This is a genomic window from Amorphoplanes friuliensis DSM 7358 (assembly GCF_000494755.1).
Classification (GTDB): domain Bacteria; phylum Actinomycetota; class Actinomycetes; order Mycobacteriales; family Micromonosporaceae; genus Actinoplanes; species Actinoplanes friuliensis.
This window is the reverse complement of the sequence record NC_022657.1, coordinates 2467006-2482462: the sequence shown is the minus strand read 5'-3', so window position 1 is coordinate 2482462 and position 15457 is coordinate 2467006. Positions and strand designations below refer to the sequence as shown.

Genomic DNA, 15457 nt, shown 5'->3' with positions numbered 1-15457 from the left:
CGGTGTCAGGCCCGGGCCCGGCTCAGCAGCGCCTGGATCCGCGACACCAGCTCACGCGGACTGAAGGGTTTGGTCACGTAGTCGTCGGCGCCCGCGCTGAATCCGCCCTCGACGTCCTGCTCCTGGACCCGGGCGGTCAGCATGATGATCAGCATTCCGGCGGTCGAGGGGTCGGCCCGCAGCATCCGGCACACGTCGATTCCGGAGAGCCCGGGCATCGAGACGTCCAGGACCGCGAGGGTGGGCAGTTTGGCCCGTGCCTGCTCGACCGCCGCCTGCCCGTCCTCGACCGCGATCACCTCGAGGCCGGCCTGCTCGAGCTTGAACGCCACCAGATCACGGATGTCGGCGTCGTCGTCGGCGACCAGGACCACCGTCACGGCCATTTCCCCCCGTCGCGGCCGCGCGGAAATGCCCGGCCTGCTTTTCGCTACTAATTCGCACGATATCCCGTTAGTCCGCTGTGTGACTGCCGCTCGGCGCAACCGCATGGCAACTGGCGCGCAGCCGCTGTCGCAGCCTCGCCCGGGTGTGCTGTTCCCAGCACCCGACGCGACCCGAACGGCAAGAGGACCCGATGACCGCGATCCACACCGACGATGTCCGCACCGAAGCGTTGTTCGTCTCCGACCTGCAGCGTTCCCAGCAACCGACGGCCGAGCTGATCCGCGAGGCCGTGTCCGAGACGGTGGGCCGGCTGGGCGAGAACGGCTGCGCCGCGCTGGTCGCCCAGGAGTTCGGCGAGCACCCGGACTGCGCGCTGGGCCGCATGCAGTGGGCCCGTACCGCGGTGCGCCGGGCGTTCGCCGCCGCCTGACCGTCCGTACGGTCCGCGCCTGACCCTTCGCCTGACGCTCTGCTCACCCGCAGCAATTACTGTGGGTGAGCATCAGCAGGGAAAAGGGGGAGTCGTGTCGCACCGGGCCGGAGGTGTCGGCAGGCTGGTCGCGTTGCGTACGGCGGCTCCCCGCCATGCCGGGGTGACTGTCGCCCACCCACGGCGCCGGAAGTTACTCGTGGTGACGGCCGTGCTGTTGATCCTGGGTGCGCTCAGCCCGTTGCTGATGCGAGAGCCGGAACAGCCGGCGAACCCGGTGGCTCTGCCGGTGATCTCGATTCCGCCGCTGCCTACCGTGATCGCGACCCCGGCACCGGTCGGGTCGCCGGGCGTTCTGCGAGCGGTCCGTCAGGCGCGTAAGGCCACCCCCGCCCCGGTCCTGCTCGGGCCCGCGGACAAAGCCGGCCTGCCCGACCTCGTCGGTGCCTACTGCCGGGCGACCTACGGCGGCCTCACCCTCGCCGCGTCGACCGCCGACGGCTGGGTCTGCGCCCGGCTGGGTCAAGGGAACACCGCCGTGGACATGGACGCGATGTGCCGCCACCGCTACGGCGCGGCCGCCTGGGCCGATCTCGGCGACGAATCCGACCCGAGAAGCTGGCGCTGTTACCGCGACGGGCCGTAAGGTGACCGCCATGCACGCGCGATTGAGCATGTGGTGGCCCGCCGACCCGGCGGCCACACCCACCCGCGCGTAACTTCACCACCGCGGCCGCCTCCCCGAGGCGGCCTTTTTTGTGTGGCCAGATCCTCGGCGGCGGTCAGCCCTGACCGAGGAGAACCATGAAGCCCTTCGCCCTGCTGCACCGTGACGGCGCCGATCACGTGGACGTGCTCGAAGGCGAGGTCGTCACCGTCGGGACGCTCGCCGACATCCCCCTGACGCCCGGCCGGGAAGGTCCACAGACCCTCGCGCTGATCCCGTTCCGGCAGATCACCGAGCGCGGCTTCGACTGCGTCGACGACGGCGCACCCCTGGAATGTCTGCAGATCTCCGCGCACACGACCCGGCCGCTGGCCGAGATCATCGACAGTCTGCCGACCACACCGGTAGCGCTGCGCGACGGCGCTTTCGACATCACCGACGACGCGTACGGCGAGATCGTGTCGCGGGTGCTGCGCGACGAGATCGGCCACGGCGAGGGTGCCAACTTCGTGATCCACCGCGTCTTCACGGCCTCGGTCGACGGCGATCCGCTCGACACCGCACGGGCCGCGTTCCGCAACCTGCTCACCGCCGAACAGGGCGCCTACTGGACGTTCCTGGTGCACACCGGCACCCGCACGCTGGTCGGCGCGACCCCGGAACGGCACGTCAGTGTGGCCGACGGGCTGACCATGATGAACCCGATCTCCGGCACGTTCCGCCACGACGGGACCCGCGAGCTGGTCGACTTCCTGGCCGACCGCAAGGAGATCGAGGAGCTCTACATGGTGCTCGACGAGGAGCTCAAGATGATGGCGGCGGTGGCCGAGCACGGCGGGCAGGTCGTCGGCCCCTACCTCAAACGCATGGCCCACCTGACCCACACCGAGTACCTGCTGGCCGGCAAGGGTTCGCTCGACGTGCGTGAGGTGCTGCGCGAGACGATGTTCGCCCCGACCGTCACCGGCAGCCCGCTGGAGAACGCCTGCCGGGTGATCGCCCGTCACGAGCGCCGCGGCCGCGGTTACTACGCCGGTGTGCTCGCGCTGCTCGGCCACGACAGCGCCGGGCGCCAGACTCTCGATGCGCCGATCCTGATCCGCACAGCCGAGCTCTCCCCCGCCGGTCAGCTGCGGGTGCCGGTCGGCGCGACGCTGGTCCGCCACTCGACCACGGCCGGCGAGATCGCCGAGACCCACACCAAGGCCGCCGGCGTCCTGGCCGCCCTGGGTGCCTCCGCTCTTCCCACGGTACGCCCGGAAGCGGAGTCCCCCGAGGTGCTGGCGGCCCTGGCAGCACGCAACGACGGCCTGGCGCGATTCTGGCTGGACCAGCGCCTCCCGGGCGCCCTGACCGTGCCGGAACTCGACGGGCGGACCGCGGTCATCGTCGACAACGAGGACACCTTCACCGCGATGCTGGCCCACCAGCTGCGCGCGCTCGGCCTGACCGTGACCGTGGTGCCGTGGACGGTGCCGGTCGTCCCCGACGCCGACCTGGTGATCGTCGGCCCCGGCCCGGGCGATCCCGCCTCAGGCGACCCCAAGATGGTACGGCTGCGCGGCCTGGTCGACGAGCTCCTGGCGGCCCGGCAGCCACTGCTGGCGGTCTGCCTCGGCCACCAGATCCTCGCGTCGGCACTGGGCCTGCGACTGCACCGCCGCGTCACGCCGTACCAGGGAGTGGCCCGCGACATCGACCTGTTCGGCAGCGTGCGCCGGGTCGGGTTCTATTCGAGTTTCACGGCTCTGGCCGGCGACGCCGACGGTGTCGAACTGGCCGTCGACCCGGCCGACGGCACGGTGCATGCCCTGCGCGGAACCGGTTTTGCCGGCGTGCAGTTCCATCCGGAGTCGGTGCTCAGCGCGGACGGCGTCACCGTCCTGGCAGAACTTCTTCCACCACTTCTCTCCCGGACGGTTAGTACCGCGGTGACCGGGTAGCGATAGAGATGCCGGTGGTTCAAGCGGATCGAGAGCCTCCGCTTGGACCACCGGCCCTTTCTCTTCTTACTTGCCGGCCGACGGCACCGGTGCCGGTGCTGATCCGCTCGGTGCCGGCGCCGATCCACCGGGTGCCGGAGGCGCGACGCCTTCGCCGCGAGGACCGCCGAAACGACCGGGTCCGCCGGGTCCGCCGGGTCCGCCGGGTCCGCCCCGGTGACCGGGACCGAAGCCACGCGGGCCGGCACCCTCCGGGGCAACCATCACCGAGGTGGCGTCGAGCGAGACGCCGTCGGCGTTCACGGTGCCCTCGGCGTGGACCCAGGAGCCGACCGCCACCCCGTCCGGCTTGGCGGTGATGTTGATCTGGCGGGTGAAGCCGTCCCGGTCGGTGATCATGATCTGGGTGTCGGTGATCGACTTGACCGTGCCGCCGAGGTGCGGCTTGTGCTCGCGGGGACCGTGCACCTCGTCGGGAGCCTGCCGTGCTCCCGACGGGCCGGCGGAACCGGACGGCTTCGGCACGTCGGCGGCCTGCGCCAGACCGGCGGCTCCCAGGGCCAGCGCGCCGCCGAGGGCGACGACAATCGCGATCCTGCGCGCCCGGCGCTTGCTGAGGTTCGGTGACAAAACTCCTCCAGGTGCTCGGGTTCTTGTGCAGTACCGAGATTCGCCGCGGAACCTGAAGCGGGCCTGAACCGGGCCGGTTCTTCAGGTCCTCTTCAGCTTCGCCGCGTGTGGCTCACAGAGATCCGCGGATACTGGAGCGATGGTCGCAAGAGTGCTGGTCGTCGAGGACGAGGACGCGATCCGCGCGCCTCTGGCGGCCGCCCTGCGCGCCGCCGGCCACGAGGTCCGCGAATGTGCCGACGGTGCCGGTTTCGAGGACGTCGTCGACGGTTTCCGGCCCGACCTGGCCCTGCTCGACGTCCAGCTGCCCGGCGGGCGCGACGGGTTTGCGCTGGCCGGAGTCCTGCGCAATCGCAGCGACTGCGCGGTGCTGATGGTGACCGCCCGCGACGCGATGGACGACCGTCTGCGCGGATTTGCCGCCGGCGCCGACGACTACGTGGTCAAGCCTTTCGCGATCGTCGAGGTGCTGGCGCGGGTCTCGGCAATCCTGCGGCGCCTCGGGCGGGTGCCGTCGGCCGTGCAGGTCGGTGACCTGGTCGTCGACGAGGACGCCCGGGTGGCCGTCCGCGCCGAGGCGGCCCTGGACCTGACCGCGACCGAGTTCAAGCTGCTGGCGTACCTGGCCGGGCACCGGGGCCGGATCCTGTCCAAGACGCAGCTGCTGACCCAGGTCTGGGGTTACGACGAGTACGACCCCAACCTGGTCGAGGTCCACGTCAGCGCCCTGCGCCGCAAGCTCGAACAGCACGGCCCGCGCCTGATCCACACCGCCCGCGGGCTGGGTTACGTGTTGCGGCCGTGAGGACACCACGCCTGCGGCCGCTGTCGTTGCGGGGCCGTGTCACCTGGGCCGTGCTCACCCTGCTCACCGTCATCCTGGTGCTGCTCTTCACGGCGGTCGACCTGGCGCTGTCCGCACGGTTGCACGCCGACGCGCGGACCCGGCTCACCGACCGCGTGGCGATCGCCCGGCAGCTCGACGGGCAACTCGAAGGTCAGCAGCTCGTCGACCGGCTGCGCGGGGACGGGGTGACGGCTCGTCTGTGCGTACCGGACGGGGGTGGTTGTGTGGCCGCGGCCCCGGACCCGGCACCGCCCGGACGCCGCTTCCCGGGCGGGGGGCCACCCGCGATCCGGCCGCGCACGACGGCGAACGTGCCCGTCCAGAGCCAGGGCAGCGTGATCTTCGTCCGGGCGCAGCTGCGCGGCAACCAGGTGCTGTTGCTCAGCCTCGACACCACGCAGATCACCGACGCGGTCAACCGGCTCATCGTCTTCGAGGTCGCCGGTGGTGTGCTCGCGCTGCTGCTGGCCGGGCTCGCCCTCTCGCGCATCTCCCGGGTGGCGCTGCGGCCACTGGAGGACATGACGGGTCTGGCCCGGCAGATCGCCGCCGGCGACCGGGGACGCCGGCTGGGCCACCCGCGTACGGATTCGGAACTGGGCCGCACGGCCGCCGCCTTCGACACGATGCTGGACGAGCTCGAGGCCAAGGAGGCCGGGATGCGCGCCTTTCTGGCCGATGCGTCGCACGAGCTGCGCACGCCGATGGCCGGTCTGCAGGCCAACGCCGAGCTGCTGCTGCGCGAGGAACTCGACCGCGACGCCCGCGAACAGGTCGCGGTGGCGATGATCCGCGAGACCCGCCGCGCCACCCGGCTGGTCGACGACCTGCTCACGATGGCCCGCCTCGGTCAGGGCGGCGTGCAGCTCGCGGTCGAACGCGTCGACCTGGCGCAGCTGGCCGGAACCGAGCTGGCCCGCGCCCGCACCCTGGCACCGGCGCTGACCTTCGTGCTGTCCGCCGGGCCCGAACCGGTCGTCGTGCTCGGCGACCCGGTGCGTCTCGGGCAGATCGTGACGAACCTGCTCGACAACGCGCGCCACGCGACACCGCCGGGCGGCACGGTGACCGTGACGGTCGGGCGTTCCGGCGACCGGGTGCTGCTCGATGTCGCCGACACCGGCCCGGGTGTCCCACCCGCGGAACGCACCCTGATCTTCGAACGTTTCGGCCGCGGCGACGCGTCGCGCTCGCGCAACACCGGCGGCGCCGGACTGGGCCTGCCGATCGCCCGTGGCCTGGCCGCGGCGCACGGCGGTGATCTCGGGTACGTCGACGGATCCTTCCGCCTGGACCTGCCGGCCGCGGCGTAGGTTGCAGGAATGGAATATCGCACCCTGGGGCGCAGCGGCTGCGCCGTCTCCCATCTCTGCCTGGGCACGATGACCTTCGGCGACGAGTCCGACGAGGAGGTGTCGCACGCCCAGCTGGATCGTTTCGCCGAGGCCGGCGGCACCTTCATCGACACCGCCGACGTCTACTCCGCCGGTGAGTCCGAACGCATCATCGGCCGCTGGTACGCCTCCCGCAGCACCGACGTGACCGCGCCGATGGTGCTGGCGACCAAGGGCCGCTTCCCGATGGCGAGCGACCGCAACGGCCACGGCCTGTCCGCGCGTCACCTCACCCAGGCCCTCGACGCGTCGCTGGACCGGCTCGGCCTCGACAGCGTCGACCTCTACCAGGCGCACTCCTGGGATCCGCTGACGCCGCTGGAGGAGACCCTGCGGACCCTCGACGGGTTCGTGCGCCAGGGCAAGATCCGCTACTACGGCTTCTCGAACTTCACCGGCTGGCAGCTCACCAAGGCCGTCCACCTGGCGAAATCGCTGGGCCTGGCCCTTCCGGTGACACTGCAGCCGCAGTACAGCCTGCTGGTCCGCGAGATCGAGTGGGAGATCGTGCCCGCGGCCCTCGACGCCGGTCTCGGCCTGCTGCCGTGGAGCCCGCTCGGCGGCGGCTGGCTGTCCGGCAAGTACCGCCGCGACCAGCGCCCGACCGGCGCGACCCGCCTCGGCGAGGACCCGAACCGCGGCATGGAAGCCTGGGAACGCCGCGGCACCGACCGCACCTGGCAGATCATCGACGCGGTCCAGAGCGTCGCCGAGGCCCGCGGTGTGTCCATGGCCGAGGTCGCGCTGGCCTGGGTGACCGACCGCCCCGGTGTCACGTCGACGATCCTCGGCGCCCGCACCCTCGACCAGCTCGACACCAACCTGCGCGCCTCCGGCCTGCACCTCGACCCGGCCGAGACCGCGGCGCTGGACGAGGCGAGCGACCTGCACGCACCCGACTACCCGTACGGTGCCCTGGGCGTCGACCAGCGCAGCCGGTCGATCTAGGTCTCAGCGCCGGCCCCCCATCCGGATCACCGCCGCCCTGGTCGAACCCACGGTGGCGACCCGGACGGACCCGCCGGTGCACGAGCCCCGATGGGATGAAGAGAACACCGAGCCGTAGTCGTACCGGCCGCCACCGCGTGAGTTGGCGGTCGGTTGCGTGAAGTACGCAACCGAGACCGGGACGGTGTCACACGTCCGCGCCGGCCCGAAGTACTCGCTGAAATTCATGGGTGTCGTGAGCAGATTCTTCGCCCGCGGCACCCGGATCTGGCCGATGGCGCTGTCCCTGCCGGTGGCAGGGTTCAAGATCCACGCTCCCCACCACTGACCGGCGGAGTCCGCCTCGAGCCGCCAGATCCGCATCCGGTAGTAGGCACCCGTGCTGATCGGGTAGGCGATCCGGCAGCTCCGGCCGGTGCCCTCACCGCCGAAGCGCCCGCAGTTCGCTCCCCGGGTGGCGGTCGCATTCCAGAGCGAGAAGATCGCCGTGTCGCCGGTGCTGCCGTTGAAACGCCGCCCGTTGGTCTGCAGCCCCATGTACCCGCCGTCGCTCGGCGTCGCGGTGAAACCGAAGTTCATCGCCCAGTAGCTGGAGGACGCCTTCTGCGCGATCCGCACCTGCTGGTCGACGTTCCAGAAGCCGTTACGCCCGTGGAAGTTCCAGTACGCGTAGAGGTTGGCGTTCTGGTGCTGGCCGGCCGCGGTGGCGCTCGTCGGCACGCCGCCCAGCGCGGCCACCGCCAGGAGCAGAATCGCCGCTACCCGGGCCCCGGTCCTTCTCATCATGCTTCTCCCACCTGGTACGCCGATGTGGCGCGTTCCAGCGTGGCCAGGCGTACCCGGCGCGCACAACGGCGCAGCCGGACATTCATCGCAAGAGCCGCCGATGCCGACCAAGCGGGCTAACTCGAAGGTGGTGCTTCGCCGGTCCAGTCGCGGGTCATCTCCTCGAGGAGATCTCCGGCGTCCGGGATGCTCTCCAGAAACGGGCGGGCGGCGGTGATCCGCTCGACGATCGCAGGGATCACCCCGGCCTCCGACTTCGGTTCGACCTCGAACAGTCCCCACCAGTCCTCGAGCACGTCCAGGGCGACGGCGCGCGGTCGGCCCGGGTATTCGCGGGCGATGAGCAGCAACAGGTCGGTCATCGGCACCGCCGCCGGATAGAGCGAGCCGCGATGCGGGTTGCCGACCGCGACCTGGACCATGGTCTGCGGATCACTCCAGTCCTTCGGGTCCGGCTCGACGACCGCCCGCAGCGCGGCCAGGATCCGGCGCCGGTCGGCCTTCTCCCCCTCGGGCCAGACGCAGCCTTCCCAGTCCACGTCCCCGCCGAGCGGTCGCCCTCGGTGAAGAAACTCGGCCGCCGGCCTCCGGAACAGTCGCACGCGCTCACTGTGTCATCCCATTGGTAGCCTCGCGCGGTGCGCCGGCCTACCTTCCTCACCGTCCTGGTCATGCTGTTCGCCCTCACGGCCTGCACCGGCGGGGACGGCAAGCCCGAGATCAACTTCGACGAGGACGCCGGGTTCAGCGTCTTCCTGACCGCCGACGTGACCGAGGCGCAGAAGACCGGCGTCGAGGCCGAGCTCCGCGGTCTGCCCGGGGCCACCGAGGTGACCTACGAGAGCAGCCAGGCCGCGTACGACAAGATGCGGGAGAGGTTCGAGGGCGAACCCGGTGGTGTGCCCGACATCGACCCGAGCTACCTGCCGCAGAGTTTCCGCGTGAAGATGAAGGACATGGCCTCCGTCCGGCGGGTCCGCGACGACACCGCGACCGGCGACCGGCTGCGGGCCGTGGCCGGAGTCCGCGATCTTGTGTTCCCGGCCTGCACCACTGTGGAGGAGTGCAGGAAGGAGTTGTCCTCGCCGGGTCCGCGGTAGTCCCGGGCGGAGATGCCAGGATGTGGGGCATGGACACCGCTGCTGACAGTCTGCGTCAGGATCTCGGGGCCGAACATCAGGCGATCGTCAAGGTCGTCGGGGAGTTCGACGGGCGCCTCATGATCGTCAAGGGCTGGTCGGTGACGTTGTCGCTGGCGGGTCTCGGGCTCGGGTTCCAGCAGGGCCACTACGCGCTCTTCGCGCTGGCCGCCGGCACGGCGCTCGCGTTCTGGTACATCGAGGCGCTCATGAAGCGGCACCAGATGCGCTACTACCCGCGGATGCGGGAAATCGAGGTGGCGGCCTACCACCTCAACCACCAGGACCTCGACGGCGTGAGCGTGTCGTCGCCGCAGGTGGACTGGTCCTGGACCGAGGCCGGCCGCGGGGTCCCCCAGCCGTACGCGCCCGCCGAGGTCCGCCGGATGCTGAGCATCGCACCGTGGTTGCCGCACGTCTTCCTGCCGCATGCCGTGGCGGTGCTGCTCGGTGCTGTCCTCTACTTCTGCGCCCTGGCCGACCTGCCCGGGCTGGCCCAGCTCAAGCCGTAGGCGGCGCGAAGTAGTCGCGCAGGACCGCGATGTGGCCCGCCCGGAGCCGGAAGATCTGCGCCAGCGACATGGTCGTGTGCTGCCCGGCGGGCGTCTCGAAGACCGTGTCGATCTCGGCGACGAACACGTCGGGATCGGTGGTGGCGTGCAGGACGTAGGTGGACCGCTCGGTGTCGACCACACCCGGGTAGGTCATGTCGCGGTGGTACACCGCGAGGCCCTCCTCGATCGCGGCCCGCCCCACCAGCCGTCGTGGCAGCCGATGACCGGCGGGCACGAGCGGCGCCTCGAACACCCCGTCCTCGGTGAACAACGCGGCAACAGCGCCGGCGTCCCGCAGGATCGCGCCGGCGTACACGTACCGCTCGAAGATCTGGTGATGGGAGAGAGACACTGCGTGCAGAATAGCGCCGGGCCGTGCGGTGCACGGCCCGGCGCTGGACTGGATTTTCAGTCGGCGGCTACGCCGGCGGCGCGGCCTTCGTGGAGGGTGACGTTGCGGCCGTCCTCGGGATCGAAGAGGTGGATCTTGTCGAGGTTGAGCCAGACCTTGGCGTCGTGGCCCTCGCGGATGCGCGACTCGGCCGACAGGCGGGTGACCAGGTTGGCCGCGTCGGCCGGGAGGTCGGCGCCGCCCGCGTCGGCGGCCAGGTCCTCGAGGTCGGCGGCCGCGGCGGCCCCGCCCTCGATGGAGAAGTAGACGTACTTGTCGGAGCCCATCGATTCGACCAGGTCGACCGGCGCGGTGAACTCGAAACCGTGCGAGCGCTGGTGGTCCTCGACCAGCGACGCGTCCTCGAAGTGTTCCGGGCGGATGCCCAGCACCAGCTGGTCGGGGGCGTCGCCGGCCTCGAGCATCCGGCGCATCCGGTCGCCCAGGGGCAGGTTGCCCAGGGGCGTCTGGAGTTCACCCGAGGCGACGGTCGCGGGCAGGAAGTTCATCGACGGTGAGCCGATGAAGCCGGCCACGAACAGGTTCTTCGGGTGGTCGTACAGGGTCTGCGGGTCGCCGACCTGCTGGATGTACCCGCCGCGCATGACCACGACGCGGTCTCCCAGGGTCATCGCCTCGGTCTGGTCGTGGGTGACGTAGACCGTGGTGGTGCCGAGCTGCTTCTGCAGGCGGGACACCTGCGTCCGCATCTGGACCCGCAGTTTGGCGTCGAGGTTGGACAGTGGCTCGTCCATGAGAAACGCCTTGGGGCTGCGCACGATGGCGCGGCCCATGGCGACCCGCTGACGCTGGCCACCGGACAGGTTCGCCGGGCGGCGGTCGAGATATTCGGTGAGCTCGAGGACCTTGGCCGCGTCCTCGACCTTCTTGTCGATCTGCGCCTTGTCCATCTTGGCGAGTTTCAGCGGGAAGGCCATGTTCTCCCGGACGGTCATGTTCGGGTAGAGCGCGTAGGACTGGAACACCATCGCGATGTCGCGGTCCTTGGGCGCCTTGTCGTTGACCTTCTCACCGGCGATGCGCAGCTCACCGGAGGTGATGTCCTCCAGACCGGCGATCATGTTGAGGGTGGTGGACTTCCCGCAGCCCGACGGTCCGACCAGGATGATGAACTCGCCGTCGGCGATCTCCAGGTCGATGCCGTGCACGGCCACCGTGCCGTCCGGATAACTCTTGGTCACGTTGTCGAGAACGATGTCAGCCATCGAATATCACCTATCCCTTGACCGCGCCGGACGTGAGGCCCGCGACGATGCGCTTCTGGAAGAACAGCACGAAGAGGATGATCGGGATCGTGATGACCACGGCGGCCGCGGAGATCGCGCCGGTCGGGTCCTCGAACTGCGACGCGCCGGTGAAGAACGACAGGGCGACCGGCACCGTGCGGGACTGTTCCGTCGACGTCAGCGAGATGGCGAAGAGGAAGTCGTTCCAGCAGAAGATGAAGACCAGGATCGCGGTGGTGAACACACCCGGTGCGGCCAGCGGCGCGATCACCTTGCGGAAGGCCTCACCCTGCGTGGCCCCGTCCATCTTGGCGGCCTTCTCCAGGTCCCACGGGATCTGCTTGAAGAACGCCGACAGCGTGTAGATCGCCAGCGGCAGCGCGAACGTGATGTAGGGCAGGATCAGGCCCGGCCAGGTGTCGAACAGACCGGTCTGACGCTCGATGTTGAACAGCGGTGAGACGAGCGAGACCTGCGGGAACATCGCGATCAGGAGCGAGACCCCGACCAGCAGGCTCTTGCCCGGGAAATCCAGGCGGCTGATCGCGTACGCGGCCATCGTGCCGAGCACCACGGCGATCAGGGTCGAGATCAGCGCGATGCCGATCGAGTTGACCAGGGCCCGGACGAACTGGTCGGTCTGGAAGATCGTCCGGTAGTTCTCCAGGGTCCACTCGCGCGGGATGAAGTTGCCGTCGGTCAGCGTGGCGGTCGTCTTGAACGACAGCGACACGATCCACAGCACCGGGATCAGGGCGAAGACCACCACGACGGCGTCGAGCAGACCCCACTTGAGTTTCGCCTTGGGAGAGGTGTCCAGAACGGCCATGTCAGCGCCTCCCGCCGTCGTCGGAACTGCCGGGGGCGGCCGTGCCGAACAGCTTCACGAAGATGAACGCGATGATCGCCACCGTGAGGAAGATCAGCACCGACATCGTGGAGCCGATGCCGAGGTTGAGCCCCTTCATCAGGTTGTTGTAGGCGATCATCGACACCGATGACGTCTCGTTGGCGCCGTTGGTCAGCACGTAGATGTTGTCGAAGACGCGCAGCGCGTCGAGCGTGCGGAACAGCAGCGCGACCAGGATCGCCGGCTTCATCACCGGCAGCATCACCTTGGTGAACCGCTGCCAGCCGCTGGCACCGTCCATCGAGGCGGCCTTGAGCAGGTCGTCGGGCACCAGCGCCAGACCGGCCATGAGCAGCAGCGCCATGAACGGTGTGGTCTTCCAGATCTCGGCCAGGATGATGATCGCCAGGGCGCTGGCCCGCTCGGTCAGCGGCGCCCCGTCCGGTGCGACCAGGTTGGCCAGATAGCCGGTGCCGGGCGTCCAGGCATACCGCCAGCTGAACGCGGCGACAACCGTGACGATCCCGTACGGGATCAGCGCGCTGGTCCGCACCAGCCCGCGCCCGATGATCGTCCGGTGCATGATCAGGGCCAGGCCCATGCCCAGCACCAGCTCGACCACGACCGACACGACGGTGATCAGCATGGTCACGCCGAACGCCGTCCACCAGTAGCTGTTGCTCAGCACCGTCGCGTAGTTCTCGAACCAGACGAACTGCCGCTCGTCCGGGAACTTCAGGTCGTACCGCTGCAGGCTGAGCCAGAACGAATACAGGATCGGGTACGCCGTCACGGCCACCATGACCAGCGCCGCCGGTGCGCAGAGCAACCAGCCGAGTTTGCGTTCGGCGCGCTTGCCCTCCGACAGCGGCGCCTTCCCGCGCCGGTTCCTGGTGGCGACACGAGCCTGCCCGGTCTCCTCCGCGGTCTGTTCGGTGGTCGCCGCCGCGCCGGGGGTCGTCGAGCTGATGCTCACGGCAGGACTCCCTTCGAATCGATGGCGTCCTGGATCGCCTTCTTCAGGGTCGTCGCGGTCTCCTGCGGCTTGATCGCCGACGGCGGCGACAGCTGGGCGGCCACCACGGTCGAGAGATTCTGGTACGCGGGGGTCAGCGGCCGCGGGGCTGCGTCCTTGAGCTCGTCGAGGATCGTGTCCCGCATCGGGTAGGCCTTGGCCATCTCCGGGTCGGCGTAGACGCTCTCGATCGTCGGCGGCTGCCCGGCCTTGATCGCGAGAATCTTCTGGTTGTCGGCGTTGCGCAGGCACTTGACCGCGTCGAAGGCCAGGTCAGGATGCCGGCTGTACGAGCTGACGGCCATGTTGGAGCCACCGATGGTCACCCGGCTCGGGGTGTTCGCGTCGATCCCCGGGTAGCGCGCCCAGGTGACGTTCGGCGCCAGCTGCGGCGCGTCGCTCTGCAGGGCCGAGTAGACGTACGGCCAGTTCAGCTGGAACGCGCCACCGCCGCCCTGGAAGGCGAGCCGGACGTCGTCCTCGATCTGGTTGGTGAACGACGGGCTGGTCACCCCGGCCGTCGCGAACCGCTGCATGACCTGCAGGGCCTTGACCGTGCCCTCGTCCATGACCGCGGTCTTGCCGTCCTCGCTGACCACGTTCCCGCCGGCGCTGGCGACCAGGTTGTTGAAGAGCACCACCAGGCCCTCGTACTGGGCACCCATGGTCAGCACCTGGTACGGCTTGCCCTCCTGCTTGAGCTTCAGCGACGCGTCGATCATCTCGTCCCACGTCTTCGGCGGCTCGGAGACCAGGTCCTTGCGGTACCAGAGCAGCTGCACGTTGGTGTTGTTCGGCGCCGCGTACAGCTTGTCGTTGTAGGTCGCCGAGGCGATCGGCCCGGCGAGGGTGCCCTTCTCGATCTCGGCCTTGTCGTCCCCGGTCCACTCCTTGATCCAGTCCGCGCTGGCGAACTCCTGGGTCCAGGTCACGTCGAGGCCGAGAATGTCCATGCTGTCGTCACCCGCGGCGAGCCGGCGCACCATCTGCACCCGCTGGTCGTCCGCGGTCCGGGGCAGAACCTGGTAGACGATCTTGTAACGTCCGGCAGCCGCCTGATTGCAGTTGTCGATGACCGTCTGCATGTTCTCCACCGGGAACTGGTAGAGGTTGAGGGTCGGCACGCCGCCCTCGTCGTCGGATCCGCAGGCTGTGAGGGGTGCGAGCAAAGCGATCGCGGCTCCCGCCGCGAGAAACCTCGTGCGCGCCTTACGCCGGTGCGGATGTCGGTCCGGGTTGATCATTGACCCTCCATCCGGCAGTTCCAGACGTCCAGCCGCACGCTCCGGGTGATGACCGTCACTGCGGGCGACGCCGTGGTCCCCTCCTGCCCAAGAGCTCATCGACACAAACGCGAAATGCATCCTTAACCGAGGAGCCCGGTACGCGGACCGCCGCCACCTAGGATCGTGGCCATGGAAGCCACATACTTCTTCGATCCGGCCTGCCCGTTCACCTGGCGTACCTCGAGGTGGCTGGTCGCCGTGGCGCCGGACCGCGACGTGACGGTCCACTGGCGCGCGTTCAGCCTGTCGATCCTCAATGGCGACAACGTCCCGGACCAGTACAAACCGATGATGGCCGCCTCCAGCCGGGCACTGCGCCTCGTCGAGGCCCTCCGCGCGGACCACCGCGACGAGACCATCGGCGCCTTCTACACCGAACTCGGCACCCGCACCCACGACGCCGGCGAACCACTCTCCGACGACATCGTGGTGGCCGCAGCCGAGGCCGCCGGTGTCGCCGACCCCAAGACCGTCCTCGACGACGCATCCTGGGACGAAGCCGTCCGCGAGTCCCACGAGCTGGCCTTCGGCTCGGCCGGCCCCGGCATCGGCTCCCCCGTCCTGCTGATCGAGGGCGCCACCCGCGGCCTGCACGGCCCGATCATCGACACCGTCCCGGACCGCGAGGAAGCCCTGGCCATCTGGGACGCAACGGTCCCCCTGGCCCGCAGCACCACCTTCTTCGAACTCAAGCGCGGCCGCTCGTAGCTTCCGGATGTGACGGCGCCGGTCCCGATCCGGGACCGGCGCCGCTGCATGTCTTCCTTCTTCACGTCGCACCATCGGTGCGGGCAGGACGTCCACGGCACGTCTTCACTCGTTGGTGCGCACGACGACAGCCATTCGCGGTAATACAACGATATGGATCGGACCGACAAAAGTCCGGACGTTCACCGCGACGCCCTCCGGCGCCTCGAGTCGATGGGAGACCGTGATGCAATGG

Annotated in this window: 18 protein-coding genes; 9 read left to right on the top strand and 9 right to left on the bottom strand. The window is 69.6% G+C overall.

What is annotated here, in order from left to right; translation table 11 throughout:
• Positions 1–5: 5 nt before the first annotated feature.
• Complete coding sequence (locus AFR_RS11575; protein WP_023360583.1) at positions 6–380, bottom strand: response regulator transcription factor; 375 nt, start codon at positions 378–380, stop codon at positions 6–8.
• A gap of 197 nt (positions 381–577) precedes the next feature.
• On the opposite strand from AFR_RS11575, the gene AFR_RS11570 reads away from it, so the two are divergent.
• The 3 genes from AFR_RS11570 (at position 578) to AFR_RS11560 (ending at position 3427) form a co-directional block, all read left to right on the top strand.
• Positions 578–817 (top strand): hypothetical protein, encoded by a 240-nt coding sequence (locus tag AFR_RS11570; RefSeq protein WP_023360581.1) that lies wholly within the window; start codon positions 578–580, stop codon positions 815–817.
• 211 nt (positions 818–1028) lie between these two features.
• The gene (locus AFR_RS11565; RefSeq protein WP_148307929.1) at positions 1029–1463 is read left to right on the top strand and encodes a hypothetical protein; all 435 of its coding nucleotides are present in this window, start codon (positions 1029–1031) and stop codon (positions 1461–1463) included.
• Positions 1464–1621: 158 nt separating this feature from the next.
• Positions 1622–3427 (top strand): anthranilate synthase family protein, encoded by a 1806-nt coding sequence (locus AFR_RS11560; protein ID WP_023360577.1) that lies wholly within the window; start codon positions 1622–1624, stop codon positions 3425–3427.
• Positions 3428–3493: 66 nt separating this feature from the next.
• Here the strand turns inward: AFR_RS11560 and AFR_RS46715 are convergent, their stop codons facing one another.
• Positions 3494–4057 carry a hypothetical protein gene (locus tag AFR_RS46715; RefSeq protein WP_023360575.1) on the bottom strand — a complete coding sequence of 188 codons (564 nt, stop codon included), beginning with the start codon at positions 4055–4057 and terminating at the stop codon, positions 3494–3496.
• Positions 4058–4196: 139 nt separating this feature from the next.
• Between AFR_RS46715 and AFR_RS11550 the strand changes: the two genes are divergently transcribed.
• Genes AFR_RS11550 through AFR_RS11540 form a run of 3 tightly spaced genes read left to right on the top strand, consistent with a single transcriptional unit; the run spans position 4197 to position 7246 of the window.
• On the top strand, positions 4197–4862 hold the full coding sequence (locus AFR_RS11550; RefSeq protein ID WP_041840795.1) for a response regulator transcription factor: 666 nt from the start codon (positions 4197–4199) through the stop codon (positions 4860–4862).
• Positions 4859–6217 (top strand): sensor histidine kinase, encoded by a 1359-nt coding sequence (locus AFR_RS11545; RefSeq protein ID WP_023360571.1) that lies wholly within the window; start codon positions 4859–4861, stop codon positions 6215–6217. Before AFR_RS11550 ends, AFR_RS11545 begins: the two co-directional genes overlap by 4 nt.
• Before the next feature lie 9 nt (positions 6218–6226).
• Positions 6227–7246: an aldo/keto reductase gene (locus tag AFR_RS11540; RefSeq protein WP_023360570.1), complete on the top strand. Its 1020-nt coding sequence runs from the start codon at positions 6227–6229 to the stop codon at positions 7244–7246.
• Between the two features lie 3 nt (positions 7247–7249).
• Here the strand turns inward: AFR_RS11540 and AFR_RS11535 are convergent, their stop codons facing one another.
• On the bottom strand, positions 7250–8029 hold the full coding sequence (locus AFR_RS11535; RefSeq protein ID WP_158510523.1) for a DUF3472 domain-containing protein: 780 nt from the start codon (positions 8027–8029) through the stop codon (positions 7250–7252).
• Positions 8030–8148: 119 nt separating this feature from the next.
• Entirely contained in the window at positions 8149–8634 is a 486-nt protein-coding gene (locus tag AFR_RS11530) for a hypothetical protein (protein ID WP_148307928.1), read from the bottom strand.
• Between the two features lie 36 nt (positions 8635–8670).
• On the opposite strand from AFR_RS11530, the gene AFR_RS11525 reads away from it, so the two are divergent.
• On the top strand, positions 8671–9132 hold the full coding sequence (locus AFR_RS11525) for a permease-like cell division protein FtsX (protein ID WP_023360566.1): 462 nt from the start codon (positions 8671–8673) through the stop codon (positions 9130–9132).
• A 29-nt stretch (positions 9133–9161) separates the two neighbouring features.
• Positions 9162–9683: a hypothetical protein gene (locus tag AFR_RS11520; protein WP_023360564.1), complete on the top strand. Its 522-nt coding sequence runs from the start codon at positions 9162–9164 to the stop codon at positions 9681–9683.
• Here AFR_RS11520 and AFR_RS11515 read toward each other — a convergent pair.
• Genes AFR_RS11515 through AFR_RS11495 form a run of 5 tightly spaced genes read right to left on the bottom strand, consistent with a single transcriptional unit; the run spans position 9673 to position 14472 of the window.
• The gene (locus AFR_RS11515) at positions 9673–10077 is read right to left on the bottom strand and encodes a nuclear transport factor 2 family protein (RefSeq protein ID WP_023360562.1); all 405 of its coding nucleotides are present in this window, start codon (positions 10075–10077) and stop codon (positions 9673–9675) included. The two genes, AFR_RS11520 and AFR_RS11515, sit on opposite strands and share 11 nt — an antisense overlap.
• A 56-nt stretch (positions 10078–10133) precedes the next feature.
• Positions 10134–11342 (bottom strand): ABC transporter ATP-binding protein, encoded by a 1209-nt coding sequence (locus tag AFR_RS11510; RefSeq protein ID WP_023360560.1) that lies wholly within the window; start codon positions 11340–11342, stop codon positions 10134–10136.
• A gap of 10 nt (positions 11343–11352) precedes the next feature.
• Positions 11353–12192, bottom strand: a complete 840-nt coding sequence (locus AFR_RS11505; RefSeq protein WP_023360558.1) for a carbohydrate ABC transporter permease — start codon at positions 12190–12192, stop codon at positions 11353–11355.
• A 1-nt stretch (position 12193) separates the two neighbouring features.
• Positions 12194–13189, bottom strand: coding sequence for a carbohydrate ABC transporter permease (locus AFR_RS11500; RefSeq protein WP_023360556.1), 996 nt, complete (start codon positions 13187–13189; stop codon positions 12194–12196).
• Positions 13186–14472 carry an ABC transporter substrate-binding protein gene (locus AFR_RS11495; RefSeq protein WP_023360554.1) on the bottom strand — a complete coding sequence of 429 codons (1287 nt, stop codon included), beginning with the start codon at positions 14470–14472 and terminating at the stop codon, positions 13186–13188. The genes AFR_RS11500 and AFR_RS11495 overlap by 4 nt, the downstream gene beginning before the upstream one ends.
• Positions 14473–14643: 171 nt before the next feature.
• On the opposite strand from AFR_RS11495, the gene AFR_RS11490 reads away from it, so the two are divergent.
• Entirely contained in the window at positions 14644–15222 is a 579-nt protein-coding gene (locus AFR_RS11490) for a DsbA family protein (RefSeq protein WP_023360553.1), read from the top strand.
• The last annotated feature ends 235 nt before the right edge of the window (positions 15223–15457 follow it).

Coding starts and splice junctions, on each gene's coding strand:
- AFR_RS11570 (WP_023360581.1), top strand. CDS start 578: ATGACCGCGATCCACACCGACGATGTCCGCACCGAAGCGTTGTTCGTC.
- AFR_RS11560 (WP_023360577.1), top strand. CDS start 1,622: ATGAAGCCCTTCGCCCTGCTGCACCGTGACGGCGCCGATCACGTGGAC.
- AFR_RS11550 (WP_041840795.1), top strand. CDS start 4,197: ATGGTCGCAAGAGTGCTGGTCGTCGAGGACGAGGACGCGATCCGCGCG.
- AFR_RS11540 (WP_023360570.1), top strand. CDS start 6,227: ATGGAATATCGCACCCTGGGGCGCAGCGGCTGCGCCGTCTCCCATCTC.
- AFR_RS11535 (WP_158510523.1), bottom strand. CDS start 8,029: ATGAGAAGGACCGGGGCCCGGGTAGCGGCGATTCTGCTCCTGGCGGTG.
- AFR_RS11520 (WP_023360564.1), top strand. CDS start 9,162: ATGGACACCGCTGCTGACAGTCTGCGTCAGGATCTCGGGGCCGAACAT.
- AFR_RS11510 (WP_023360560.1), bottom strand. CDS start 11,342: ATGGCTGACATCGTTCTCGACAACGTGACCAAGAGTTATCCGGACGGC.
- AFR_RS11505 (WP_023360558.1), bottom strand. CDS start 12,192: ATGGCCGTTCTGGACACCTCTCCCAAGGCGAAACTCAAGTGGGGTCTG.
- AFR_RS11495 (WP_023360554.1), bottom strand. CDS start 14,472: ATGATCAACCCGGACCGACATCCGCACCGGCGTAAGGCGCGCACGAGG.
- AFR_RS11490 (WP_023360553.1), top strand. CDS start 14,644: ATGGAAGCCACATACTTCTTCGATCCGGCCTGCCCGTTCACCTGGCGT.